The 26806-nt window shown below is 46.6% G+C and carries 18 protein-coding genes; 14 read left to right on the top strand and 4 right to left on the bottom strand.

Annotation, left to right across the window (positions count from 1 at the left end; genetic code table 11):
* Window positions 1–424: 424 nt before the first annotated feature.
* A complete protein-coding gene (locus ACUUJN_RS18450; RefSeq protein ID WP_076264707.1) occupies window positions 425–1579 on the bottom strand; it encodes an aminotransferase A in 1155 nt (384 codons plus the stop codon).
* 305 nt (window positions 1580–1884) lie between these two features.
* Between ACUUJN_RS18450 and ACUUJN_RS18445 the strand changes: the two genes are divergently transcribed.
* From ACUUJN_RS18445 to ACUUJN_RS18425, 5 genes are all read left to right on the top strand, one after another.
* Window positions 1885–5262: an S-layer homology domain-containing protein gene (locus ACUUJN_RS18445; RefSeq protein ID WP_484669764.1), complete on the top strand. Its 3378-nt coding sequence runs from the start codon at window positions 1885–1887 to the stop codon at window positions 5260–5262.
* A 115-nt stretch (window positions 5263–5377) separates the two neighbouring features.
* The gene (locus ACUUJN_RS18440) at window positions 5378–5779 is read left to right on the top strand and encodes a VOC family protein (protein WP_023989581.1); all 402 of its coding nucleotides are present in this window, start codon (window positions 5378–5380) and stop codon (window positions 5777–5779) included.
* 109 nt (window positions 5780–5888) lie between these two features.
* Window positions 5889–6419, top strand: a complete 531-nt coding sequence (locus ACUUJN_RS18435; protein WP_023989580.1) for a GNAT family N-acetyltransferase — start codon at window positions 5889–5891, stop codon at window positions 6417–6419.
* 199 nt (window positions 6420–6618) lie between these two features.
* A complete protein-coding gene (gene aspA, locus ACUUJN_RS18430; protein WP_013311251.1) occupies window positions 6619–8028 on the top strand; it encodes an aspartate ammonia-lyase in 1410 nt (469 codons plus the stop codon).
* A gap of 174 nt (window positions 8029–8202) precedes the next feature.
* Entirely contained in the window at window positions 8203–8790 is a 588-nt protein-coding gene (locus ACUUJN_RS18425) for a restriction endonuclease (protein WP_023989579.1), read from the top strand.
* Window positions 8791–8884: 94 nt separating this feature from the next.
* Here the strand turns inward: ACUUJN_RS18425 and ACUUJN_RS18420 are convergent, their stop codons facing one another.
* Window positions 8885–12061, bottom strand: coding sequence for a bifunctional cytochrome P450/NADPH--P450 reductase (locus ACUUJN_RS18420; protein WP_484668785.1), 3177 nt, complete (start codon window positions 12059–12061; stop codon window positions 8885–8887).
* A gap of 284 nt (window positions 12062–12345) precedes the next feature.
* Between ACUUJN_RS18420 and ACUUJN_RS18415 the strand changes: the two genes are divergently transcribed.
* From ACUUJN_RS18415 to ACUUJN_RS18390, 6 genes are all read left to right on the top strand, one after another.
* Entirely contained in the window at window positions 12346–13350 is a 1005-nt protein-coding gene (locus ACUUJN_RS18415) for a BMP family lipoprotein (RefSeq protein WP_023989577.1), read from the top strand.
* A gap of 27 nt (window positions 13351–13377) precedes the next feature.
* The gene (locus tag ACUUJN_RS18410) at window positions 13378–15042 is read left to right on the top strand and encodes a methyl-accepting chemotaxis protein (protein ID WP_023989576.1); all 1665 of its coding nucleotides are present in this window, start codon (window positions 13378–13380) and stop codon (window positions 15040–15042) included.
* A gap of 206 nt (window positions 15043–15248) precedes the next feature.
* Window positions 15249–17690, top strand: a complete 2442-nt coding sequence (locus tag ACUUJN_RS18405; RefSeq protein WP_484668784.1) for a helix-turn-helix domain-containing protein — start codon at window positions 15249–15251, stop codon at window positions 17688–17690.
* 129 nt (window positions 17691–17819) lie between these two features.
* On the top strand, window positions 17820–18827 hold the full coding sequence (locus ACUUJN_RS18400) for a tripartite tricarboxylate transporter substrate binding protein (protein ID WP_023989574.1): 1008 nt from the start codon (window positions 17820–17822) through the stop codon (window positions 18825–18827).
* A 48-nt stretch (window positions 18828–18875) separates the two neighbouring features.
* A complete protein-coding gene (kdgT, locus tag ACUUJN_RS18395) occupies window positions 18876–19877 on the top strand; it encodes a 2-keto-3-deoxygluconate transporter (RefSeq protein ID WP_341062591.1) in 1002 nt (333 codons plus the stop codon).
* Window positions 19878–20017: 140 nt separating this feature from the next.
* On the top strand, window positions 20018–20371 hold the full coding sequence (locus ACUUJN_RS18390; RefSeq protein ID WP_013311244.1) for a hypothetical protein: 354 nt from the start codon (window positions 20018–20020) through the stop codon (window positions 20369–20371).
* An 83-nt stretch (window positions 20372–20454) separates the two neighbouring features.
* On the opposite strand, the gene ACUUJN_RS18385 is transcribed toward ACUUJN_RS18390, so the two are convergent.
* Together ACUUJN_RS18385 and fdhF are read right to left on the bottom strand one after the other, a co-directional pair.
* A complete protein-coding gene (locus tag ACUUJN_RS18385) occupies window positions 20455–20937 on the bottom strand; it encodes a helical membrane plugin domain-containing protein (RefSeq protein ID WP_068942430.1) in 483 nt (160 codons plus the stop codon).
* Between the two features lie 12 nt (window positions 20938–20949).
* Entirely contained in the window at window positions 20950–23892 is a 2943-nt protein-coding gene (fdhF, locus tag ACUUJN_RS18380) for a formate dehydrogenase subunit alpha (protein WP_484668783.1), read from the bottom strand.
* Window positions 23893–24532: 640 nt separating this feature from the next.
* On the opposite strand from fdhF, the gene moaA reads away from it, so the two are divergent.
* The 3 genes from moaA (at window position 24533) to ACUUJN_RS18365 (ending at window position 26781) form a co-directional block, all read left to right on the top strand.
* Window positions 24533–25546: a GTP 3',8-cyclase MoaA gene (moaA, locus tag ACUUJN_RS18375; RefSeq protein WP_209942990.1), complete on the top strand. Its 1014-nt coding sequence runs from the start codon at window positions 24533–24535 to the stop codon at window positions 25544–25546.
* Between the two features lie 40 nt (window positions 25547–25586).
* Complete coding sequence (gene fdhD, locus ACUUJN_RS18370; RefSeq protein ID WP_023989569.1) at window positions 25587–26399, top strand: formate dehydrogenase accessory sulfurtransferase FdhD; 813 nt, start codon at window positions 25587–25589, stop codon at window positions 26397–26399.
* A 133-nt stretch (window positions 26400–26532) separates the two neighbouring features.
* On the top strand, window positions 26533–26781 hold the full coding sequence (locus ACUUJN_RS18365) for a MoaD/ThiS family protein (protein WP_028542528.1): 249 nt from the start codon (window positions 26533–26535) through the stop codon (window positions 26779–26781).
* Window positions 26782–26806: the final 25 nt, after the last annotated feature.

Here is a 26806-nt window from a genome sequence, read left to right as displayed (position 1 = left end):
ATTTAAAGGTTAAAATCTCAATTTAAAGGCGACCGCTTCGCTTGTCCAGCACCATTCCGCCCCCTCCGCTGCACCGTGCTTAAAGGTACGCACCCATTAATCCCACACCAGATGAGGGAGTAGAGGAAGAGTGAACAGGCCCTTGAACCATCCGTACAGGTGGTTCAAGGGCCTGTTTTGTTTATTCACCGTGTAAAGCGGGTGAGTATTTTTTTACCCCTGCGTCTCCCACACACGTTAGAGAATTGTGGGATTTTAAGGCGGGCAGTGAGCGAAGCGGGCCATTTGAATCTGGAGAAGCGGTAGTGTTCGCTTTTGCTGTGGGATTCTTACCTATAAATGTTTTATCCAATTCAAGAATCCCACCGCAACGGCGATCGGAAGATCAAATGGACTGCGTAGCGCCTCCTCCAGCCTTAACTCCCTATAACCCTTTAACAAACCTCTCTATTTTATCCAACCCTTGCTCCAGCACATCCTGCCCGTAAGCATAAGACAAGCGAATGTATCCTTCGCCATAGGAAGAAAAGGCATCTCCAGGTACGACAGCCACTCCATGCTCTTCCAGCAGCTTCAAGGTAAAATCCATAGAGCTTAATCCAAAATGCGCGATGGAAGGGAAAAGGTAAAAGGCTCCCTCGGGTTTCTCCAGCGGGATACCCATGTCTGTCAGCCTTCCATGTACATAATCACGACGCTTGCGGTATTCCTCACGCATCGGAAGTGCATCATCGACACCAGTGGTCAAGGCTTCCAGGGCAGCATATTGGCTAATCGAGCTGGCACAGGTTACGTTGTACTGATGGACTTTGACCATGTGCTGTGTAATTTCAGCGGGTGCAAGTGTAAAACCAATGCGCCATCCCGTCATGGAATGTGATTTGGACAGACCGTTGATGACGATGGTACGCTCCCGCATACCTGGTAGAGCTGCAATGGACACGTGGGGGGTATCGTAAATCAGTTCACTGTATATTTCATCCGAAATGATAAACAGATCACGCTCCTTCAGTAAATCCGCGACCGCTTCCAGTTCTTCACGGCTCATCACTCGTCCGGTTGGATTCGAAGGATATCCGAGAATGATTGCTTTTGTCCGTTCGGTCAGATAAGGCTCCAGCACCTCGGCCGTGAGCTTGAAGCCGCTACTGCGGGTATCGGCAAACACAGGAATGCCGCCTGACAAACGGATCAATGGCTCGTACCCTGGGTAGATCGGGACAGGTAGAACAACTTCATCGCCGGGTGACAAAATCGTGCGTAAAGTAATATCCAGCGCTTCACTGGCTCCATTCGTTACGATAACCTCATCCTGTCCACGGTAATTCAGGCCGTATTTACGAGCTACAAACGTCACTGCGGCTTCTCGTAATTCCGGCAGTCCTGGATTAGGTGTATAGGAGGTGCGTCCTTCGTTAATGGCCCGATGGGCTGCTTCCATAATATGCGCAGGGGTAGGGAAATCCGGCTGTCCGATCGTTAATGACAGGGTTCCGGGTAATGCGGCAACTTTGTTGGCGATTTTGCGGATGCCGCTGATTTGAATGTTTTTAACCTGATCGTTAAGCAAATGCTCCATAGCGTATGTGCCACCTTTTTCTGTATTAGAACAAGTTTACAATAATTTGATCTGAATATGCTACGGCAGGAAGAATTCATTTTTATATGATGGCTTTGCAAACATCCAATAAGCGACTTCCAATGAACAATATATAGACCGAAGTGGTCTAGTGCGTCTATATATTGCACTTTGGAGCGACTGGAATCGAATTTTTCAAAATCCTTACATAATTCAGGTACTAAATTGACTAATTTATGGTATCTTAAAAGAAGAATATATTTGTAAGCGTAATCATAGTAAAAATGGGGAGGGAGTATCTTTTGATGAAACAAGAATACATAGTAAAAATATTACCCACGAAATTAAAAAGGTTCGGAATCACATGGCTCAGTGTCATACTGGTGCTTTCGGCTGGAGGGCCGGTAGGGTTGTCCAGTGGAAAAGCTTCGGCAGAGCCTGCATCTTTTGCAGGAAAAGAGGTGCAACCTTCACCCGTAACTGTAGGGGCAAGTGTATATGCAGATGTCTATTTTCCTAAAAAGCTTCGCATCCACGATATACAGGGGGTAGCACACCGTTCTCCATATGAAGGACAAAAAGTAGCGGATATTGAAGGCGTTGTCACAATGGTGAAGGGGAGCAGCTTCTATATCCAAGAGATGGATGATCAAGTGGATCAGGATGAAAAAACATCCGAGGCCATTTTAGTGTACAAGCCTAGTCACGGTGCACAGGTAGGGGATGAGGTAAGGGTTAGCGGTTCGGTGAAGGAATACACGGAAAGAACATATGCAAGTAAGCCAATCGACTTGACGACCACAGAAATTGTGGCTTCTTCGGTTAAGGTAATTGCCAATGACCGTCCATTGCCATCTCCAATTTTGCTAGGTGAACAGGGACGTGTGATGCCGACATCTGTTGTGGATAATGACGGAATGACGGTGTTTGATCCACAGGAGGATGGCTTGGACTTTTTCGAAAGCCTGGAAGGCATGCGTGTAGAGTTGAAGGATGCCACTGTGATTGGTCCTTATGGTTATGAAATTCCAGTCCGAATTGATAACGGTCCAAACACAGGTGAGGTTGTAACGGAGGCAGGCGGACTCATGCTGACAGAAAGAAGTCTGAACCCGCAACGGATTCTGATTGATGCGAAGCTTTCGGCTCCTTTGAAAACAGGCGATCGTTTTGCGGGTCCTATCACAGGTGTGGTGAGCTATAGCTTTAGCAATTATAAGCTGTTGCCAGAACGTCTGCCTGGTATTGTATCAGGTGGCCTCCAGCCAACCAACACGCGTTTGATACGCGATGATCGTAAGCTGACAGTAGCTTCTTTTAATGTGGAAAACTTTGATCCCGGTGATGGAAAACGGATAGATCAGCTGGGGCAGGCTATTGCCGTAAATTTGAATCATCCGGATATCATAGGATTGCTGGAAGTGCAGGATAATAACGGTGAGAAAGACGATGGCACCACAGACGCTTCCGAAAGCTTCCGAGTGCTCATAGAGGCGATTCGTGCTCATGGAGGCCCGGAGTACGCTTTTACAGATATTGCCCCTGAAAATAATAAGGATGGCGGTGCCCCCGGTGGCAACATCCGTGTTGGCTTCTTGTACAATCCGCAACGTGTTACGCTGACCGACAAGCCCAAGGGGGATTCAGTTACGTCTGTCACTTATGGAGTGCAGGGACTCTCTCTCAACCCGGGTCGGATTGATCCCCTGAATGCGTCATTTGAAGACTCGCGCAAGCCGTTGGCCGCTGAATTTGAGTTTGAAGGCGAGCAGGTGATTGTGGTCTCTAACCATTTTAATTCCAAAGGGGGCGATCAAGCGCCATTTGGAGGAATTCAGCCGCCTGTGCGAAGCAGCGAAATACAGCGTGCGAAGATTGCAACGATTGTGAATGGCTTTGTAAAGTCGGTACTGCAAGTAAACCCCAAGGCCAATATGGTGGTGCTCGGTGACCTGAATGATTTTCAATTTTCGGAAACGCTGGCTTTGCTACGGGGGCATGAATTGACCAATCTGATTGACAATTTGGATGAAAAGGAACGGTACTCCTATATTTATGAAGGTAATTCGCAAACATTGGATCATATGCTGGTCAGCCCGTCACTAAGCAAAACATCCGTGCTGGATATCGTTCATATGAATGCAGACTTTAGTACGGCAGACGGGCGGGTCAGCGATCATGATCCGTTGGTTGCGCAAATAGATTTGCCGCGCAAAACGGAAGAACCACCAACAGATGGTGGGAGTGGCCGAAATGACGATGACGATGAGGATCAGCAGGATAACGTTGGAAACGCCAACGCTGGGAATAGCAGTAGCAGTAACATGAATGGAACGGTAAATGGGCAGGGTCAGACTGCCAGTAGTGAACCCAATGGAAGCAGCCTGTCTGGTACAAATGTGGTGCAAGTCAAGTCTGTAATGATCGGAGTGGAGCAAAACGGACTGAAAAAGGCAGTTGCTCAAGTACCGGCTGCTGAAATACAAAAGGCCATTCAAAATGGCGCGAAGGGTACGCTTGTGATCCGTGCAGGGGAGCAAGTAGAAGCGAGGACGTATGAGGTTCATTTAAGCGGGGAAGCTTTGGGAGCCGTCTTGAACGACCGTATTCATACCCTTCGAGTGGAAACGCCACAAGGTGGATATGAAGTAGCAACAAGTCGTTTGTCTCTTCAGAAACTGGCTGATACCTGGCAGGTGCCTGTAAAACAAATTTCCTTGAGTTTTTCCATCGCCTCGAACGAAGAACTGGCTAAACGCTTGGATGTTCCGACAGGGCGCAAACTGTTACAGGCTTTGGATATCGCCGCTGAGCTGAGAAACGAGGATGGACGGAAACAACTTTTGGCAGGTAATGGAGATTCTAGTAGTGGGTATGAACGTTATCTGTTACGTGTTCCTGCAACGGTCGATGCAGACCAGTTTGCTGTAGTGAAGGTATCGACCAACCAAGCCGGACAGCTGTCCTATCAGCCTGTTCCTTTTCACGCTGCGAGTGAGGAAATAACCGTGTATGGACGTTCGGGAGGGACTTACGCTGTGCTTGATGGCGGGGCTTCTGGTGAAGTCAGAACGTTCATGGATATATCCGGCCATTGGGCGCAGCAAGACATTACACGGCTGGCGACTCGCCTGCTTGTGACGGGGACCGATTCGACAGCGTCTACAGCTAGTGCGACTCGTGAAAGGGACTTAGCGAACATGCATTTTGAGCCTGAAGGCCAGATGCGACGCTCTGAACTGGCAGCGATGCTGGTTCGTGTGCTTGGACTGGAGCGTACAGATCGCACGCTGACGAGCTTTGACGACGTTCAAACCGAATCGTGGTATGCGGATTCCGTACGTACCACAGCAGCAGCCGGGCTGATCAACGGCTATGCTGACGGAAGCTTCCGTCCTAATACACCGGTATCGAGGGAGGAACTGGCTGTGATCATAGAGAGAGCCTTGCGCTTCGCTGGGAACACAGAAGAACATACAGGAGAAGTGAGTGAAAGTATATCTGTATCATTATCGGATGCGCAGGAGATCTCTACATGGGCAGCTCCGGCTGTGAAGACTTTGTCTGGACTAGGTATTATGAAGGGAGACGAGAAAGGCCGTTTTGGCCCGGATACATCTGTGACGAGGGCAGAAGCAGCGATTGTATTATCACGCACACTGGATAAGCTACATTGGGAATAGGAGACTTCATTACACAAATGTCAGATTGATTGACTTTATACGATAGTTAAGTTATCTTTTGTGGAGAGGTAGTATGAAAAAGTAGAATGAATTACGAATGAAGAGGTGAAATGTCGTGGGAGTAACAGCTAAACAAATTTTTGTGAATTTACCAGTTAAAAACCTGCAACAGTCCATTGATTTTTTCACTACCATCGGATTTGAATTCAGCGCTCAGTTCACTGATGAACATGCAACCTGTATGGTTGTTAGTGAGCATATTTTTGTCATGTTATTGGTTGAAGAACGTTTTAAAGCGTTCACGACAAAAGAAATTTCAGATGCTACAAAAAGTACAGAAGCGATTGTTGCCTTATCGGTAGAGAGCCGAGAAAAGGTGGACGAGATCGTCCACAAGGCTTTGGAAGCGGGCGGTAAGCCCTCGAACGAACCTCAAGATCATGGTTTTATGTATGGATGGAGCTTTCAGGATTTGGATGGTCATTTGTGGGAGTTCTTTTATATGGCAGAGCAGTAATGGAAATAAGAATGATGAAGTAAACGAAGTATCATGGAAAGTAAGCTATCCTCAAAAGATAGTTTGCTTTCTTTATTGTATGTTATCGAACTCATCGGGAGGAATCACAATGTCCAACGAAATGAGAGTCTACCCTGTTCAAGCTCTGAGCGAAGCCCTGGCAGATTCACTGAGTCGACTGTTAATCGACGTGGTTGCAGACGGTGCATCTATAGGTTTCTTACCCCCATTAGGTTATGAGGAAGCAGCAGCTTATTGGAACAATGTACTTGAGGACGGTGTAGTTCTGTGGATTGCTGAGAAGGACGGAGTACCTGTAGGGGCGGTACAGCTGCATTTGGCTCAAAAAGCTAACGCTATTCATCGTGCGGAAATTGCAAAGCTTATGGTGCATCCGTCCGGACGCAGACTGGGGATCGCACGACAGTTAATGAAGGTAGCGGAAGAAGAGGCACTAAGTCAGGATAGAACGTTACTGGTGCTCGATACGCGGGTGGGTGATCCCTCCAATGGACTATACGAGTCGATCGGGTTCGTAGAAGCTGGTGTTATTCCGGGTTATGCTCAATCAGCCGATGGTCAGCTTCATGCCACTCGATATTATTATAAGCCATTAAATCTGTATTCTAGTCATAGCTGAGCATTTACCGAATAAGTGTGGTATATACGGGTAATCATAACTTGTCATAGGATTACATAGCTTTTTCCGCGTTTATTCGACTGGAAAAGCTCGGGAATAGAAACGTATAATAAAGAGGGGATCAGAAAAGGTCTTTTTATGTCAATTTGGCTGTACTGAATTGAAGAACGTAGCAAACACAGCGGAGGAATCAGAGAATATGAGGTTGGAGCATGATTTTTTAGGTACCAAGGAAGTGCCATCAGATGCCTATTACGGTGTACAAACGCTGAGAGCAAAAGAAAATTTTCCAATTACAGGCCAAAGACTGCACCCTGAGTTGATTAAAGCCATGGCGATCGTGAAAAAGGGAGCAGCGACGGTAAATATGGAACTAACCCGTTTACATCGCCCCAAAGCAGAGGCCATTATTCAGGCTGCTGATGAGATTATACAAGGACAGTTGCATGATCATTTCATCGTCGATCCGATTCAGGGCGGCGCAGGCACGTCCATTAATATGAATACAAATGAAGTGATTGCGAACCGTGCGTTGGAGCTGATTGGCAAGCAACGCGGAGATTATCAGGAGATCAGTCCTAATAATCATGTTAATATGGCGCAATCGACGAACGATGCTTTTCCTACAGCCGTACACTTGGCTGTATTAAGTATGATTGATAAGCTGTTAGCTACCATGAGTGAGCTTCAGGAAGCATTTTCCCGGAAGGCAAATGAGTTTGATAGTGTGATTAAAATGGGCCGGACTCACTTGCAGGATGCAGTGCCCATACGATTAGGGCAGGAGTTTCAGGCTTATGCGCGTGTGCTGGGTCGTGATATCGGACGCGTCCGTGCGACCAAGCAGCACCTGCTAACGATTAATATGGGTGCAACTGCGGTGGGTACTGGCCTGAATGCAGACCGTCGTTATATTCAGCGTGTCGCAGAGGTACTGGCAGAAGTCAGTGGCTTCCCTGTGGAAGCTGACGAAAATCTTGTAGATGCTACACAAAATACGGATGCTTATACTGAAGTGTCTGCTGCCTTGAAAATTTGTATGATGAATATGTCTAAGGTGGCAAATGACATCCGGTTAATGGCTTCCGGACCTCGTGCAGGTCTGGGAGAACTGAGTCTGCCTGCTCGTCAGCCAGGGTCATCCATTATGCCGGGCAAGGTAAATCCGGTGATGTGTGAGGTCATTAACCAAATTGCTTTTCAGGTCATTGGTAATGATCATACAATCTGCTTGGCTTCAGAGGCTGGTCAGCTCGAGCTGAATGTGATGGAGCCTGTACTGGTCTACAATCTGCTGCAATCGCTGGAAATTATGAAGCAGGGCTTCCACGTCTTCCGCATTCATTGTGTGGAAGGGATTGAAGCGAATGTGGAGCGTTGTCGTGAATATGTAGAGAACAGTGTAGGCATTATTACAGCGCTTAATCCGCATCTTGGATATGAGGTGGTATCACGTATTGCTCGCGAAGCAATTACGACTGGGAAATCGGTGCGTGAGTTGTGCTTGCTGTACAATGTACTGACCGAGGAGGAGCTGGACATTATATTGGACCCGTACCAAATGACTCAGCCTGGTATTGCCGGAGAATCTTTGCTGAATCGCGAATAATGATGCGGAGTATGGAGTTTAGACAGCTTTGAGGCAAGACGAAGATAGCCCCGTCGAATCTGGCGGGGCTATTGTTATGTGATAACACAGATGTAATACGGGTGCCAGCGTGCATAGGGGAGTGTCCTGTCAAGGATGATATGGCTACGCTTATGGTAGAAAAGGGAGAGTTGGATGTTGCTAGAGAAATTATTGGCATACAAGGAATTAGGAATAGGACTCATTGTACTTTTAGTGTTGTTTGCGCTCATCATCAGAGGACTGATACGTAGTCGCAGAAATCGGATTTTACGTGATCTGGACCCACGCAAAATTGGAATTCAGGATATAGATCGTATGGAGGATGGCTCGGAATTTGAACTTTATTTGCAACGGTTATTATCCGCGCTTGGCTATAAGGACATCTATAAAACAACCAGTAGCCGGGATTTTGGAGCGGATCTGGTTTTTACAGACCGTGAAGGCGTCAGAGTTGTCATACAGGCCAAACGTTATGGGGTACAACATCCGGTAGGCTTGGGAGCAGTGCAGGAGATTTATACCTCTATGCGTTATTATGCAGCTGACAAGTCCCTCGTCATCACCTCCGGCCGTTATACGGAATCCTGTAAAACACTTGCTGCTGTCAACGGGGTTAAATTATTAGACCGCAACGACTTGATCGACATGATTGATTTATTCAAGGCTAGGCAGCGCGAGGAGGTTATGGACCTAATAGAAAGCAAAGTAGATGTGATTGCTTCCAAATGGAGTGAAAGATAATCATAAAAGGGACTGAACTACTGCGACGAGATCGAAGCCCAGTAATCAGTCCCTTTTATTTTTTAACATGATGCTTGCTCTTATACTGTTATCATTAGATGCCTGTCCAGACATCCTTGGCATAGCGTTTTTCCTGTTGGAGACGATCCAACCATTGCTGTGCTTCTTCTTTACTGGTATGGTGTGCTTCCGCGTAAGCAGCACAAAGGGTGTCTTCTACATCGGGAGCCATCCGGCTACCATCACCGCATACATACAGATGCGCTCCTTCATCAAGCAAGTGAATCAGAGCGTCCGCATTTTCCTTCATGACATGCTGCACGTATCTTTTGGGTTGATCGGGCAGACGTGAAAAGGCTGTATGAAGCGTAACGATTCCCTCTTGCTCCCAGGCTTGCAGCTCTTGCTTGTACAGATAGTCGAGCTTAGGATTACGGCAGCCATAGTATAGATGAGCCTCGCCGAGCTGTTCTCCTCTCTCCTTAAGTACATGGCGTGTCTGGAGGAATCCGCGGAATGGTGCCACTCCAGTGCCCGGACCGACCATGATGACAGGCACGGTCGGGTCTTCTGGCAATCGGAAGCCCGACTGAGGCTTACGCACAAAAATGACAATAGGATCATCTGGTTGGAGCTGTGCCAAATAATTGGAGGCAATTCCTAGGTATTCACCTTGTCCGCTACGGGCGGGTCCACGCACGACGCCCACTGTTATACTCACCGAATTCGCCAATTCAAGAGGTGAACTGGAGATGCTATAGTAGCGGGGCTTGAGTGGCGGTAAGAGCGCAATAAAGTTTTCAAATGGCAGCTCGCTGGCTGGATACTTCTCCAGAATATCCAGCATCGTGACGCGCTTCTGTCGTATCTCTCGATCAAAGGTAGTATCCTCCAGCAAAGCTTCAATTTCTTTCTTGTGCGGTGGACACACTGTAAAGGATGCCAGTTGCCGTAGCTGGGCTCTCGTTGCCGGTTCTTGCAGTTCCACACTGAGAGTGAACAAATCTTCTATGCTGACAGGCCGATCTAAGGGGAGATGCGCCGCATCCCGGTCACTGCCTCTCAATACGATGTAATCCTGTTCCTGTAATTTAAAGCGTTGCATCACCCTTTTGACCAGCGAAGCAGGATTACGCGGCAACACACCAAGGTGGTCACCTTCGCGATAGGACAATCCGGTTGGTAATTTGAGCTCCAGATGTCGTGTACTACGTTCACTTTCAGCAGCAAGCAGCTCACGATTCGCTGTAACGACGGCGGTAACTGCTCCGTAGTTGTCTGCAAGAGGTGTACTGAGTATGGCGCTGACGAACTCTATGCTCAGGCTGTTGCTGTCCTGCGGTTCTGTATCATTGTGCTCTACCCCGAAAGCATTCAACAAATCCGGCCATAAGCCGTGGTTCCAGGCTTCCCAATCCTTCTCGAAGTCACCGCTGGCATCGCCCTCACCCCGGTCATACAGTCGCTTTGCCCCTTTGGCAGACATCAGCTCGTCGATCAGCCTTGGAATACGCTGATACGTGCTGGCCCAATTGCGGTCGCCGCAGCCGAATACAGCATATCTTACGCCTGCCAGCTGCCCCTCGTCTGCCTGCTCCAACCATTGTACAAAGGCATCAGCATTGTCCGGCGGATGCCCATTATAAGATGCGGTCGTAATAAGTACCACGCCTTCTTTAGGCAAATTGTCCACACGATCATTCAGAGTTGCTATGCTACTGTTGAAACCCCAATTTCGACCTAAATCGGCTAGTTCACCTGCAAGTCCCTCAGCTGTACCCAGATTCGAGCCGTACAAAGAAAGCAAAGAAGTATCATGCTTTTCGGCATGGGGGGGTGCAACCTTTTGTTCCTCTTGTTCATGAAGTTCTTGAACGGCACCTGGCAGCATAACGGCAGTCTGTGTGCTGCGCGGGCGTACTTGAATGGTGAAGCCCTCCGGCTTGAGTGTGAGCGTTTCTTTGACTTTCAACTCATAATGAGTATGATCAATCAGCTCAAAATGTTTCAGTACCATACCCAGCACAAGAGTGGCCTCCTGTAAGGCAAACTGCTGTCCAATACAGGCGCGTTGACCGTTGCCAAACGGTTTGTAGGCATCTTGCGGAATGGCGGATGGGTCCTCGAAGCGCTCCGGTCGAAATTCCTCAACATCTTCGCCCCAAGCCTCGGTATCACGGTGCAGTTTTGGAATGAGTACATTGACGCTGTCACCTTTTTTAAGTGGGTAGGTTCCGTCGAGCAACGTATCTTCTTTGGCAAAGAGAGAGAACGCGGGCGCTGTCGGCCATAGTCGCAGAGCTTCATTCAGTATCATCCTTATGTACTTGAGTTCACGAACCTGAGTATAGGAAGGCAGCGAATCGGTGAGCACGCGATCCACTTCTTCATAGGCCTTGGTTAGCGTTCGCGGATTCTTAAGCAAATAGTAAATAGCAAAGGATAAAAGCCCACTGGTCGTTTCATGACCGGCGATGAGAAAAGTGATGATCTGATAGCGGATATTTTCATCATCCAGCGTTTCACCAGTTTCTGGATCTTTGCCTTCCAGCATACGTGCCAGTAAATCCTCTTCTCCTTGGTTGCCAAGGGTTTTGCGTTCTTGAATAATGCTGTCTACCAGCGAAAACATCGTTTCGATGTCGTGTTTAAACTGTTTTCTCTTCGATAACATCAGCTTGTTTTGCAGATTAAGGCGTTGCAGCTGACCCATCGCTTCATCTAATGCGCGTGTCATGCTGGTCACGAACGGATGGGGCTGATCGCGGTAGAAGCTGTTAAAACGATAATTAAAGCCGCATAATCCGATGGTATCCAAAGTCAGCCGGGTCATATCTTCCGGTACCTCTACACTTTCATCGGGATTAAGCCGAGACCATTTCTGTATCAGCTGAACAGCAAGATCAAGCATCATATTGTGGTAACCCTTCATAGCCCTCTGACTGAAGCTTGGTAGCAAAATTTGGTGGGCCTTGCGCCAGTTCGGTTCCTCAGTCCAGCTTGTGAATAGTCCGTCTCCTGCAAAAGCTCGTACTTTTTGTAATGGAGCCCACACTTGTTTGTCGAAACGGGATTCATCACAAGCATCTGCGACCAGCTTATGACCGGAAATATAAATGTTCGTTCCTTCAGGCAGATCCATGCGAAAAATTGGACCGTACTCATAAGAAAGCTTAACCAAAGACTGGACAGGGGCATGTGTATCGATCAAGGGCAGATTACCTAAGGGACCATAAGTTTTGGGCTGTGGAATTAAATCTGTCGAAGTCATTTTTAATGTTGCTCCTTTCGGATTGAAATAGAGTGATGGTTTCAGAGTACCTATGTTTTCCAAATTACACTTTATTCTTACGATATAAACGAAAATAAGTGAATTTGGACAGTTCGTATAATAAAAGAAGCATAAAAATATACATTTTTTACATATAGAGAAAAATAATCTCATTTATCATGTTCTATTTACAATGAATTTACAGAAACTCTTATGAAAAAATATGCTTTTATAACCGATATAAAGATGTTGGGGATTTCCAAATTATGCTGAGGTGATATGTCATGAAGAAGCGAGCAAAATTGTTGAATTTTAGGTGGATTCCCATTGTCACAGTCTTTGCATTATTGCTAAGTGCATGTGGGCAGTCGGCAGCACAAACCAAGGCTCAGCCCATTAAGGTGGGAATCGTACTGTCAGATATTGGTCTGGGTGACCAATCTTACAGCGACGCGGCTTTTCGAGGTTTGGTCAAGGCAAGGGATGAGGGGAAGATTGTTTTTGAATACCGGGAAATAACTGAGACCAAGACGTATGATGCGGCTTTTGAGCAGCTTGCTCAAGAAAAAGCAGACTTAATCATTGGGCTGGGTTACATGGTGAAGGACAGTTTAGAATCTATTGCCAAAAAATATCCAGACCGTAAATTTTTAATCGTGGATGAGAAATCAGATTTACCGAATGTGGCCTCTATTAGCTTCAAAGCAGAAGAGGGCAGTTTTATGGCTGGGGTCGTTGCGGGTTTGACGAGTCGAACCGAACAGGTAGGTTTTCTCGGAGGTGCGGAATCTCCTTTGTTGAAAAAATTTGAAATTGGGTATCGCGCAGGGGTGCAATCAGTCAAGCCTAATGCCAAAGTTACTGCAACGTATGCAGGAGATTTTGGAAAGCCGGAACTGGGTACGGAAATTGCAGATGACATGATTAATCAGGATCAGATTGATGTTATCTTTGCAGCCGCAGGTCTTACGGGTGTAGGTGCGCTACAGGAAGCGCAAAAGCAGCAAAAATTAGCCATCGGGGTCGATAGTGACCAGTTTTTTATTGCGGAAAAAGCGGTAGTGACCTCGATGTTTAAAAATGTAGACATTGCAATTTATACAGCAATCAAAGGCTTTGCAGATCATCAAAGAAAATTTACGGAGAAGGATATGGTGTTTGGTCTTGCAGAAGATGGCGTAGGTTTAGCGCCTATTCGTGTCGTGACACTGAATCCGGATCAGCAAAAGTTGTTGGATGATTTAAAGGAAAAAATCAAATCCGGCACACTGACTGTTCCCACCCAATAAATTTTCGCAAACGGAGGATGAAAGCTGATGAAACTGCAAGGTAAACTGGTGCTGAACGCGATGATTTCCTTGATCGCTTGCCTGGCTTTAGTGGCTTATATCATTTTTGAATTAATTCGTATTAACTCGCAAAGTAGTAATCTGGTTCCGGCTATGTTGAATGTACAGCAGCTCAATGCCTATTTGATTCAGTCAGGGCAGGCACTGCAAAATTATTCAGCTTCCATGACGGAGAGCAACAAAGCCGATGTGCAAAATCAACTGACTCAGTCTGAAAAGACGATTGCATTGCTTTCACAGGGCATGATGCAAACCGAAGCGCAGCAAAAGCGACTGAATACGATTAAAACAAAATTCAGCCAATTGAAAGTAGCAACGGAGAAAGCCATGAGTACCCAAAACAGCCCGGAGTCCAAGCGGGAGGCCATGCGTGCCCAAGGGATTCAGAACGATGTATTTATGCTGGATCTGCTGACCAAGGCACGTTATGACCAATACACAGAAGATTTGACCAAGAGCATTCGTTTTACATGGCAATTGGCCTTGGCAGGTGCAGTTATACTTCTGGTGGCGGTTGGGCTATATAATACATATACATCCAGGCAGCTTGCCCTTAGAACACGCAAATTAACGGATGCCGCAAAGCAAATTGCTGAGGGAAATCTGACAGTGCAGCTTGCCCAAACCAAGGGACGCGATGAGCTGGACGAGCTCAATGAATCTTTCCGGGTGATGATCGGGAACTTGCGCAGCATTGTACTCTCCATTGATCAGGCGGGTAATCGTGTCGATCTGATGGCTCGGGATATTGATCAGCATAATGAGGCCATGAAGGAAATTGTGACACAAGTCAGCACGTCAACAGAGGAACTGGCAATAGGCAGTCAGAAAATTGCTGAGGATCTGTCGTCGACAGTTGGCGTTGTGGACGAGATGCAGCAGAAGTTTGAATCGAATCTACTGGAAACCACACAATCGACCGCGTATAGTGAGGATGCTTTGCGTGTCATTGAGCAGGGTACGCGGGTCATGAGCGATCAACTGCGTATTGTTGCAGAAAATCGTTCAGCCATGTCCGAAGTGGAGCAGACGGTCAAGGAGCTGGAGGCTAATGCAGTCGAGATTACAACCATGACTGGATATGTCTCCGAAATTGCCAGCCAAACATCGCTGTTGTCCTTGAATGCTTCTATTGAGGCTGCACGTGCAGGTGAAGCAGGAAAAGGTTTTGCTGTTGTTGCCAATGAAGTGAAAAAGCTGGCGAATCAATCAGAGTCTGCTGTAAAGAAAATTTATACCGCAGTTGACGGTATCACGCAGGCTATGGATAAGGTGAAGATTTCTGTGGCGCAAAGTCAGGAGCTGTTCCGTGAGCAGGAGAAGGCAACCTCCTCAACCGGCGAATCGTTTACAGAGATTAGTGGCAAAGTGCAGCAAATTGCCAGCCAAGTCAGCAAGTTATCAACGGACATGAATGTATCGCGAGAACTGAGCGTACAGGTACAGCAAGCTATCGAAAATATCAGCGCAATCACTCAGCAATCCGCCGCAGGCAGTGAAGAGATTACGGCTTCCACGGTAGAGCAGAAGCGTTCATTTGAGGAATCGGCTGAGAAGGTAAAAGAGCTTCGTCAGATTCGCGAGGAAATGCAGCGGGAGCTAGATCGTTTTCAGGTGGAAAAGACAAGCTAAAACCTGTGAAGCAAGTATCTGTTTTTGCTGAATAATGAATACAAGCAGTGCCAAAGAAGAAGTTCTACCTTGTACAGGGAGACTTCTTCTTTTTTATATGAATGTTGTTCCTTATATTAAGTTTGAATTACATAGGCAGGGAATTCCGACTCTTGCGTCAAATAGTAATAGGGAGAATATGTCACCAGTATATGGGTCAGAGGAAGATGGACAACGAAGTCCGGAAGGATGAAGTTACGGGAATGCTGCGACTTAAGCTTCGATTGATACTGAAAAATAAACAGACAAGATTGATTCTACTGCTTACTCTGTGCGTGTCGCTTGTGATTAGCGTGATCGGCTTGCTATCGTATTCAGGATACCGTGAAGGTTTGGATACCGAGCTGAACACACCCAATATAGAATTATTGCAAATCAATCTGGATGTGACCAATCGGGCTTTTCGTGAGTCTGATAACAAGGCGCTGGACGCAGCCTATCATCCGGATGTAGAGGCTTTTGTACGTGTCCAAACGGACGGGAAATCGCTGGAAGACAACGCCTCCGTCATAGATCGGCTTCAGAAATACTTGAAAACCCTTTCTTCGCACGAAGAAATTTATTCGGTTGAAGTTATTTCTTTGGACAATCATGCTCTCGTATCCAGCAATTATGGTTACAGGCCTGATTGGAAGCAGGCACCGGATACCACATGGGTTCCCTGGATTCAGGACATTCAAAAAAAGCCGTTGTTGATTAAGCGGCGATGGTACGGCACCGATCGTGAACAGGGGACAGTAGAGCTGCTTTCGCTGGCCAGGCCCATAGTAGAGGATGGTCAGGTCATGGGTGCGGTGCTAATCAATCTGGATTATGACCGTTTTTTCTCCAAACTCTATATTCATTTATCCAACTCACAATACGTGTATGATCTGGAGGGCGAGTTAATCTATCCCAAGCTGAGATCGTCCTTACCCTTAAATGATATGGGCAGGATTTTGAAAGAACTGGATGTGAGTCCCTATGCTTATGTGGAGATAGGGGACATGGAATATATGGCCAACCAAACCTTTTCAGATGTAACGGGCTGGCGTCTAGTATCGCTCGTTCCGATGGACAAGCTGCTGAAAAATGTAAAGCTGGCGCGCAATATGATGCTGTGGCTGGCCTTTATCTCCATACTGGCTGGGTGCTCAGCAGTTTACTATTACAATTATGCAGCTTTTCGCCCCATGAAAAAAATTAATAGCCTATTAAATTCGGGCAATAAGGGAACGCGCCAAGGAGGATTGTATGACCTGGAACCTGTGATTAGCAAACTGGTTGGAGAGTTTCACCGCAAATCATTGGTGGTAGAGCGAAGCCTGCCGGAGCTGCGTTCCAAATATATGGAAGATGTCATCCAGCGTAGAATGGGCATACAGGAAATGCGTATGAAATGGGAACAGTATTTTTCCGATTGGGACGGCCATTCTTTGTTTATCATGATCGTGTCCATCGACCGGTATTCTGCGTGGGCCGCAAGCTTTCCAGAAGAGGATAAAATGCTGCTCAAGTATGCGCTGAACAATATTTTGCTAGAGATGCTCGAACCTCACTGGAAAGCAGTATGCTCGCCGGAGGAGGAAAGTGGTTTTATTGTGCTGTTACAGTTCAGCGAGAGTTCGAATGAAGTTGGTACAGAGACTGACCTCCAAGAGAGCATTTTGCTTCAGAAAAGCGTGGATAGGCTGATTCAGGTTGTCGGTGAGTATCTTCCTTTGACTATTTCTATAGGGATTGGTCATATAGTCACGGATATTCAAGAGGCACGGGCGTCTTTTATAAAAGGAAAAGAGGCCCTTAATTTGCGTTTGTATGAGGGGTATGGACGTTCATATACGAATATAGACAGCAGCATAAGTGTGAAAAAGGATAACACAGTGGATGAACAGTCAAAGGAGCAGATTCAGGATTCAACATTGCTGGACAATCGGCGTGTGGAAATGATTCGTGCCCTGGAGTCACAGGAACCTGGTGCAAGTGTAAAGCTAATCAGCCACTGGGTAGAAGAACTTCGACTCCACAGAACATCCCCAGCCCAGGTCTACTTGTTTGTTCATGAATTGCTGGAAGATTTGCTAAAATGGTGTACCACTCAGAGTGTGACGCCGCCGGATCAGCTTGCTGATTACCACTGGAATCAGATTCTGACGCTAGACCTTCAAGACATTGAGGTATTGCTGGTCATTATGTTGACTGATATTGAAGAAAAATGGCACGGCCGCATTCAGTCCAAAGATTTTGTGCGTGTACAAGAGATGATCGAATATATGGAACATCACTTGCATTTGAACATCGGGCTTCAGGAAATTGCGGATCATGTTCACATGAGCGTGTCCTCGGTGAGCAGCATGTTCAAGGAAGAAACGGGGACCACCGTTTACGATTATTTGACTGGATTACGCGTAAAAAAGGCATGCACATTACTATGTGAAACCCATTTGAAAATCGGTGAAATTGCAGAACAGGTCGGATACCGAAATGAGAACAGCTTTATTAGGGTATTCCGCAAGCACAAACAAGTGACCCCAGGGAAATTCAGACAAATCAGCAAATCTTCCAATGAATATGCAGATCGGTTAAAAGGTCGATACTTTGGCGAAATAGAAGATAAATACGAAGATTAAGCGATAGCTGTAGCCCTCCACGTTGCGGTACATTGACTTCATGTAAACGCAAACAACAAGACCGAAAACGTTGGAGGTGAAAACGGGCGCATGACGGGCCCAGTTCATTTTTGGAGAAGAGGAAACGTAATGAAGAAAAAGCCATGGCAAAAATATGTGCTGGTTGCGGCTGGAGTAGCTATGCTTTCTGCCTTGAGTATCAGTGAATATGTGGATCACCGCACCCTGCAGGATCACAGCCGTATATTTCCTACGAAGCCAATAACACTCGTCGTTCCTTATGCGGCTGGAGGCGGTACAGATATTACCGCGAGAGCGTTGGCGAAAGCCGCCGAAAAGCATCTCGGTCAGCCGATAATCGTCGTTAATCGAACGGGAGGAGGCGGTTCTGTCGGGCTGATGGAAGGGGCTGAGGCGCAGGCGGACGGTTATACCGTAACGTATCTGGTCGCTGAGCTGACTACGTTGCCTCATTTGGGACTGCTACCGCTCACCTATGAGCGATTTAAGCCGCTGCTTCAAACCAATATGGACCCTTCCGCCATTACGGTCCGGGCGGATGCACCATGGAAGACAGCGGAGGCATTTCTGGAGGATGCTGGGGCCCATCCCGGCAAGCTCAAAATGGGGAATGCAGGCACGGGGAGCATATGGCACCTTGCTGCCGCAATGCTGGAGCAGAAAAGCGGAGTCCGCTTTACCCATATCCCTTATGAGGGAGCAGGCCCAGCCGTCTCCGCTTTGATGAGCGGATTTGTGGATGCTGTACCTGTCAGTCCCGCAGAAGTGAAGAAATACGTGGACGAAGGGAAACTTCGCATACTGGCGATCCAGGCAGACACTATTTCGGAAGCGTTTCCAAAAGTGCCGACACTACAACAAGCCACTGGGCTGCGTGTACATTTTATCGGTACTTGGAGAGGGCTGGCTGTACCCAAGGATACACCGGATGAAGTTGCTCAAACGCTGACGGATGCACTGATCAAGGGGACGAAAGACGAGGAATTCAGGGAGGAAATGCGTAAGCATGGGTTGGGATTGCGTGTCCAGGATGCAGAGGCATTCGCGCAGCAACTGAAGGAGAGTCATGATACCTTCGCAAGACTGATTCCCGAGCTCGGCTTGAGCCGCAAGTAATACGGCCTTGTTTTTGCATTGGCAAAAACGAAAGGGTTGAACGAAGTAATGAAAATTAAACAAAACATTGATAAAATTCCAGGGGGCATTATGCTGGTGCCGCTGTTTATTGGCGCACTTTTTCATACATTTACTCCATGGGCAGGCGACTATTTTGGATCTTTTACCAAGGGGCTGATGACAGGTACGGTACCCATTTTAGCAGTGTGGTTTTTTTGTATGGGTGCTTCTATAGATGTGCGAGCGACGGGTACTGTATTGCGTAAATCAGGAACGCTCGTATTGACCAAAATCGCGGTTGCGTGGGTAGTGGCGATCATTGCATCCAGATTGCTGCCTGTTGGTGGTGTAGAAAGTGGACTATTTGCAGGTTTGTCGGTGCTGGCGCTGATCTCGGCTATGGATATGACGAACGGCGGGTTATACGCCTCCATTATGCAGCAGTATGGCTCCAAGGAAGAGGCAGGAGCATTTGTACTGATGTCACTGGAATCGGGTCCGTTGGTGACCATGATTATTTTGGGTAGCACTGGGCTGGCCGTTTTTGAACCGCAGACATTTGTGGGGGCGGTATTACCATTTTTGGTCGGCTTTATGTTGGGCAATCTGGATCATGATTTCCGAAAATATTTTGGGAACGCAACGCAAGCTTTGATTCCATTTTTCGGTTTTGCACTTGGTTGTTCCATTGACCTGAGTGTCATTGTCCAGACAGGTATGCTTGGTATTTTATTGGGTGTTTTTGTCATTATCATTACAGGTATTCCACTGATTTTGGCGGACAAATATATCGGTGGTGGCAACGGTACAGCAGGAATTGCAGCCTCTAGTACAGCAGGAGCAGCAGTAGCCAATCCAGTCATTGTCGCCAATATCAAGCCTGAGTTTCTGCCTGTTGCGCAATCTGCAACGGCCTTAGTTGCCGCTTCGGTCATTGTGACCTCGATTTTAGTACCTATTCTGACGGCATACTGGGCCAATTACATGAAACGTAAGGGGAAATCCCAAGGAGCAGGGCCTGTAAATCCAGGGACGAATGTACCTAAATAAAGTTTGGATGATGATGCTCTCAACTTATGGACCTTTCCATTACCCGGGAAATGCTTTTGCAGTTATACCTTCAATCCTAACATTACAAAACTTGTCCTAAAACGCTTCTGCAAACATACATATGTAAGCAGAGGAGCGTGATGGGATTGGAAAACAAGGTACGTCGCTATTACCAGTTAAAGCAAAAGCAAAAAGAAATTGAAGGTGAACTTACTGATTTGCGTAATGACATTACCGCTCATTGTGCACAGCAGGAAGTATCAGATTGGGAAATTGGCAACTACCGAGTCAAGATTATACAGCAGCACCGCAAGGAATACGATCATACAAAGCTGTATGATTCACTGCCTGATCCGCAGCTATGGCGCTTGTTTTCCAAGCCGGATACGTCGAAGATTGCCAGTTTGCTTAAGCTCAAGGTCATCGCAGAGGAGCAAATAAAAGATGCTGTTTCTCTTAAAACGGTGACGCTATTGCAGGTGGATAAAAAATAAATAAAAAGAGCTGCCTCCGTTTTCGGAGCCAGCTCTTTTTATTGTCTGTTGTTTACTAGTCTTCCATCTTCACGCTCTATGAGTTATTTATCAGACAAACTTTTTCCCACTCCTTTGAGAAAATGAATACCAAATCCCATTGCCCGGTTTACATCTGGATCATTCATCGCCTTCATAAGATCGCGCAGACGAGTCTTTTTATTCTGCTTTAGATGTTCTTCGGCTTCGTTCAGGCCATTAGTAACGCTATTTGTCAGCTTTTTCATCAGCTCGGGGTCTACCTCAGACAGCATCCCTGCTGCTCCCATGAGATTATTGATGATGTTCGTCACAGGCTTACGCGTCGCTTGTCCTACAGCGATTTTGGCGATGCTTTCTTTGGCTTTTAGCATAGACTGAGCTGCTTCGAGAAGACCACTGTCGTGCAGCTCGCGTACGATTTCAAGCGTCTTCTGCAATGCCGCCCCATTGTCCGCCAGATCAGCAGTAAGCTGATCCAGCGATTGTTTTTGCCGTTCTTCTTCTGTCAGAACGCGTTTTCTCACAATTGAAATAGGCTTAGCCACGGCTTGACCTCCTTATTTTTGATCCACCAAATCGACATAACCGGGACGGTTCCACTTACGGTCCACTTCAACCCCATTTTGCGGATGACGTTTTTTGTAACGCGGATTGATACGTGGTAGTGGATTTTGACCGTCTACCTCCAAAATTTGCATCCGTACTTTGGCTTGTTTATAGGCCGGTGTACGGGTGACCACATCGAACGCTCCACCAGTTAACAGATTGACCGCACCATCATGGCTGGTAGAGTGCATTGGCACATAAATTTCAGTTCCCTGCACGCGGTCTGTAACCAGAACGCGTAGCTTGACCGCACCATAAGGGGATTCCAATCGAATCAGCGATCCATTAGTGATTCCGCGCTCCTCAGCCAATTCAGGTGACACTTCCACAAATACTTTTGGAAGTTTGAGCTGAATACCCGCTGATTTGGTCGTCATATTTCCTTCATGAAACTGTTCAAGCAGTCGACCATTATTTAAGGTCAAATCGAATTCAACGGGGTACTCTTTCGGTGGTACATATTCGAAAAGTCCCAAACGCGCTTTTTTATCCGGAAAGTTAAAGCCGTTGGTGTGCAGCAACGGTGTATTGCTACCATCCGGCGATCCCCAGTGGAAGCTATTCCAGCCTTCCAAAACGTCATAATTACATTGGGAGAAAAATGGAGTGAGCGACGCCATTTCCTCAAAAATTTCACTTGGATGGCTGTAATCCCAATCAAATCCCATATGCTTGGCAAATTGGCTGAAAATCCACCAATCTGGTTTGCTGTCTCCTAGAGGGCGGAGTGCTTCATATAGACGCTGAACACGACGTTCGGTGTTCGTAAAGGTTCCGTCTTTTTCGAGTGAAGGTACGGCTGGCAAAATAACGTCAGCGAATTCAGCTGTCTTGCTCAGAAATACATCCTGAACGACAAGGAAATCCAAGTTCGCCAGCATTTCTTGGGTATGGTTGGAGTCAGCATCCACCCATGCCATCTCTTCTCCAGCGATATACATCGCTTTGAGCTTACCTGTTTCAATAGCTTCCAGCATCTGAATGTTGTCCAGTCCGCGTTGACCTGGAATTTGTACGCCGTAGGCCGCTTCAAACTTGGCACGAATGACATCGTTCGTCACGGGCTGATAGCCCGGGAAAATATCCGGCATCGTACCCATATCGGCAGCACCCTGAACATTGTTATGTCCGCGAAGCGGATATGCGCCTGCACCCGGACGCATAAAGTTTCCAGTCACCAGCAGCAGGTTGGCAATTGCAATCGAAGTGTAAGAGCCTGCGATGTTTTGCGTCACACCCATGCCCCAACAAATGGCAGTGCCGTCGGCTTCGTGAATCAAAGTCGCTACCTCAATCAGTGTCTCTTTGGAAATACCAGTTTCCTGTTCGGCAAATTCCAGGGTGAAACGCTCTAGTAACTTCAAATATTCAGGATAGAAGTTTACATGCTCTTCAATGAATTTTGCATCATGCCAGTTTTGCTCAATGATGTATTTGGCTACAGCGGATAACCATACATAATCAGTACCTTGCTTCGGACGAATGAACAGATCTGCGCGTTCTGCCATTTCATGCTTGCGCAGGTCGACCGAGATCAACTTTTGACCGTGCAGCTTATGCGCACGTTTGATACGAGTAGCCAGCACTGGATGTCCTTCTCCCGGCGCGCAACCGACCAGCATGACCAAACCTGCTTTGGCAATGTCTTTAATCGTACCGCTGTCCCCACCGATGCCTCCGGTGTATTGCAGCCCCCATGACGCAGGAGATTGGCAATACCGTGAGCAATTATCGACGTTATTCGTTTGGAAGACCTGACGAGCCAACTTCTGCATCAAATAGTTTTCTTCATTGGTAAATTTGGACGAAGAAATAAAGCCGAGTGCCTCACCGCCGTAAGTTTCTTGAATAGCTCCCATTTTGCTGGCCATCAGGCTCAAGGCTTCTTCCCAGGTTGCTTCCACAAATTCGTCACCTTGACGAATTAAAGGGGAGGTCAGACGCTGATCACTGTTCACAAAATCCCAGCCAAATTTCCCTTTTACGCATGTCGAGATACCGTTAACAGGTCCCTCAGAGGTAGGTTGTACCTTCAAAATTTTGCGGTCTTTGGTCCAAACTTCAAAGCTGCAACCTACACCGCAAAACGTACAGACGGTTTTCGTTTTTTTCGTACGGGTTTCACGCATCGCTGCTTCGGCTTCGGAAATAGCAAAAATCCCACTATAGCCCGGCTCCACTTCCTTTATTAAATCCACCATCGGATTTAATAAATCCTTGTTCATGCCACTCATGAAGCCTGCTTCTCCCAGCATGGATTTCTCCATCAAGGCATTGCATGGGCAGACGGTTACACACTGACCGCAGCTAACGCAGGAGGAATCGTTAATCGCAACCCTGTCGTCCCATATGACGCGAGGGCGTTCAGCTTCCCAGTCAAGGGAGAGCGTTTCATTGACCTGAAGGTTTTGGCATACCTCTACGCACTGGCCGCATGCAATACATTGATTGGGGTCATATCGATAGAAAGGATGAGACATATCTACTTCTGTCGGGTCAACTTTCGGTTGATACGGATATTTTTGATGTTCAATTTCCATTAGCTCTGCTGTATTATGCAAAGTACAATTACCGTTGTTGTTATCGCACACTGTGCAGTAGAGGAGATGATTTTCCAGCAATCGGTCCATAGCCTCGGTTTGAGCTGCTTTCGCGCGATCCGAATGTAAATGAATATTCATTCCATCGGAAGCCAGTGTCGAGCAGGAACGCATAAGTTTTCCGTCCACTTCCACGATACATGTGTCACAGGTACGGATCGGATCGACTTCGGGAACGTAACACAGCTGGGGATGGGCGATGTTGTTTTCGTTAATCACTTCAAGAATCGTTGCGCTGTTCTTCGTTTTCAGTTCCTGTCCGTTTAATGTAATTTTGATCGCACTATCAGTCACGGTTCAGGCTCCTTTCAGATTTTAAATTTAAAAATTAGGAATAAAAAAACTCCACCATAAACACAAGTGCTCGTGTTCCAGCACTTGTGTTTATGGTGGAGTAGTGACCAAGCTCTAGGTCCTGGAGGCCAATCCGCCATTTGAATATGTATTAATAACAGACAGTACGCACCGTCTGTATATCAATAACTTCTGAATAACTTAGATATGTCATTTTCTGCATGTCATCTCGTGTAACTATAACGTAAAATTTAAGATAGTTCAACGGTACATTATTAATTTTTTAATTGATAATGATTATCGTCTGAGAAATCGAAAAATCATTGACAAACGTTCCAGGATTGCTAACAATAGGAATGTAATCTATTTCAGAGCAATCGTAAATGGAGTGTACGTGGGAATCGCGTATATTTTATTTGTCGCAGCGCTTGTTAGTTTGATTTTTCTATATCACATGATGTGGGATTCGTAAAATCCTGATGTAGATAAATTAACCGGCATTTAGCAGATTCTTCGATATTCATAAGCGAAGAAGTTGTTGTGATGCCGGTTTTTTGGTTCAGTATAAAATGAATGGAAATACCGTCCCAATTTAGAGTGTAAAGAGTTTTATTAATGAAGACGGATTGAGGTGAACAGGATGGCGAACCGGAGCGACGATCAATGGAATCGTCCGTTACGGGACTTAAGAATATCCGTCATAGACCGATGTAATTTTCGGTGCCGATATTGTATGCCGGAAGAAATATTTGGCCATGACTATCCGTTTTTGCCAAAAGAAAAGATATTGACCTTTGAGGAAATTACGCGCCTTTCCCGTATTTTTGTCTCGCTGGGTGTTACGAAGCTGCGTATTACTGGTGGCGAGCCGTTGCTGAGGAAAAATTTGTCCTTGCTTATTCATTCGTTAACTCAACTCGATGGGGTTGAAGATATTGCAATGACGACAAACGGCGTATTTTTGCCTAAATATGCTGTAGCACTGCGAGAGGCGGGACTAAAGAGAGTGACGGTTAGTCTGGATTCGCTCGATGATGATCGGTTCCGCCAAATGAACGGGGGCAGAAGCAGTGTAAAGGCGGTGCTGGATGGTATTGAGGCTGCGGCTCAAGCAGGGATGCAGGTGAAAATAAATATGGTCGTGCAAAAGGGCTTTAACGATCAGGATATTGTGCCCATGGCCGACTATTTCCAAAAGGAAAAGCATATTTTACGTTTTGTTGAGTTTATGGATGTAGGCAACACCAATGGCTGGAAATTGGATCAGGTCGTTTCCAAGCAGCAGATCATCGAAGCCATTCACGAGCATATGCCGTTAGAGCCTGTCCCACCCCAGTACAAAGGTGAGGTGGCGACGCGCTACAGGTATCAGGACAGAGACGGGGAAATCGGCATTATTTCGTCTGTTACGGACGCCTTCTGCTCCACATGTACACGAGCGAGAATTTCTGCTGAAGGCTCCTTGTACACGTGCCTGTTTGCCTCGCAAGGGTACAAGCTTCGCGCGATGCTGCGTTCCGAACAGTCCGATGACGAGATTAGAGCTTACATTGAGCGTGTTTGGAGAGAACGTACCGATCGCTATTCAGAGGAACGGCTGAATCATACACAGCAAGCAACATCTAAAATTGAAATGTCACACATCGGCGGGTGAGCCGAAGAGCCAGCCTGTCAGAAACAAGGGAGTGGAGCACATGGAAAAGCCAGCTGAGGTAAAACGTGAGATTCTACGTTATCGTGACGGTCAGATCAAGCGTTTTGAAGACACTGTGGTGACGGAGCATCCGGTGACCATCAAAATCAATCAGCAGGAATTTGCTACCATGGTTTGTACACCGGAGTATGTGGAGGATATGGCGGTAGGTTTTTTGGCCTCTGAAGGCGTCATTCAACGGTACGATGATATCGAAGATATTTGGGTTCAGGAAAAAGAAGGTTTTGTTCATATTAAAACCCGTCGAATGAATGAGTTTTATCAAAACTTTCATTCCAAACGGTACATTACCTCCTGCTGCGGTAAAAGTAGACAGGGCTTTTATTTTATGAATGATGCCAAAGTGGCAAAAAGAATGAATGACACCCATGTTACGCTGTCCTTTGACGATTGCTTCCGCTTGATGAATTTAATGCAAAGCTCGGCACTTACGTTCCAACAGACCGGTGGTGTTCATAATGCAGCGTTGTGCGATAAAGACGGCATGATCCTGTCCAGAATAGATATCGGCCGACACAATGCGCTGGATAAAATCTATGGACATTGCTTAAAACATGATATTGTATTGCAAGACAAAATCATAGTATTCAGCGGACGCATTTCGTCTGAAATTTTGTTGAAGGTTGCGAAGATTGGCTGTGAAGTTGTTTTGTCCAAGTCAGCTCCCACAGAGCTTGCACTTGAGTTGGCTGAGGATCTGGGAATTACGACCGTCGGCTTTATACGCAGTCGTTCTCTGAATGTGTATACGCATACTGAACGGATTGATGAACTGGTCGAATCTAAAATATAATATACAAATCTTCAATGTACACCGTCATAGTTAACCAGCATGGAATAAAACCTTTCGGGGTATTCATTCATGTTGGTTTTTCTTGGTACATATGTGGTGGACATTCACTGTACTGAAAAGGAGGGCATGTTAAATGAACTATCATATTCAAGTATTTGCCGGACTTGCGGAACAGATGGGAGGGCCTATAATTATGGTGCCTACTGAGCAAGAAACGATGACCGTTGCCGCGTTAAAAGACTTGCTATCCGAGTGTTTCCCTGAATCGGCAGCTCAGTTGCAGGGTTCTTTTGTTGCCAGAAATCAAGCCTACGCCGCTCCTGAGGACCTCGTGAGTATATATGATGAGATTGCGATTATTCCTCCGGTTTCAGGAGGGTAAATTCTATTATATAGATAGATGAATT

The organism is Paenibacillus sp. LRG-1, from assembly GCF_057220305.1.
This window is presented reverse-complemented; position numbering and strand designations above follow the sequence as displayed.

What these genes read in the sequence shown, in the direction of transcription:
- ACUUJN_RS18445 (WP_484669764.1), top strand. Translation starts at nt 1,885, where the DNA reads ATGAAACAAGAATACATAGTAAAAATATTACCCACGAAATTAAAAAGG.
- ACUUJN_RS18415 (WP_023989577.1), top strand. Translation starts at nt 12,346, where the DNA reads ATGAAGAAGCGAGCAAAATTGTTGAATTTTAGGTGGATTCCCATTGTC.
- ACUUJN_RS18405 (WP_484668784.1), top strand. Translation starts at nt 15,249, where the DNA reads ATGGACAACGAAGTCCGGAAGGATGAAGTTACGGGAATGCTGCGACTT.
- ACUUJN_RS18450 (WP_076264707.1), bottom strand. Translation starts at nt 1,579, where the DNA reads ATGGAGCATTTGCTTAACGATCAGGTTAAAAACATTCAAATCAGCGGC.
- ACUUJN_RS18420 (WP_484668785.1), bottom strand. Translation starts at nt 12,061, where the DNA reads ATGACTTCGACAGATTTAATTCCACAGCCCAAAACTTATGGTCCCTTA.
- ACUUJN_RS18425 (WP_023989579.1), top strand. Translation starts at nt 8,203, where the DNA reads ATGTTGCTAGAGAAATTATTGGCATACAAGGAATTAGGAATAGGACTC.
- aspA (WP_013311251.1), top strand. Translation starts at nt 6,619, where the DNA reads ATGAGGTTGGAGCATGATTTTTTAGGTACCAAGGAAGTGCCATCAGAT.
- ACUUJN_RS18400 (WP_023989574.1), top strand. Translation starts at nt 17,820, where the DNA reads ATGAAGAAAAAGCCATGGCAAAAATATGTGCTGGTTGCGGCTGGAGTA.
- ACUUJN_RS18365 (WP_028542528.1), top strand. Translation starts at nt 26,533, where the DNA reads ATGAACTATCATATTCAAGTATTTGCCGGACTTGCGGAACAGATGGGA.
- ACUUJN_RS18390 (WP_013311244.1), top strand. Translation starts at nt 20,018, where the DNA reads ATGGGATTGGAAAACAAGGTACGTCGCTATTACCAGTTAAAGCAAAAG.
- ACUUJN_RS18435 (WP_023989580.1), top strand. Translation starts at nt 5,889, where the DNA reads ATGTCCAACGAAATGAGAGTCTACCCTGTTCAAGCTCTGAGCGAAGCC.
- kdgT (WP_341062591.1), top strand. Translation starts at nt 18,876, where the DNA reads ATGAAAATTAAACAAAACATTGATAAAATTCCAGGGGGCATTATGCTG.
- ACUUJN_RS18410 (WP_023989576.1), top strand. Translation starts at nt 13,378, where the DNA reads ATGAAACTGCAAGGTAAACTGGTGCTGAACGCGATGATTTCCTTGATC.
- moaA (WP_209942990.1), top strand. Translation starts at nt 24,533, where the DNA reads ATGGCGAACCGGAGCGACGATCAATGGAATCGTCCGTTACGGGACTTA.
- fdhD (WP_023989569.1), top strand. Translation starts at nt 25,587, where the DNA reads ATGGAAAAGCCAGCTGAGGTAAAACGTGAGATTCTACGTTATCGTGAC.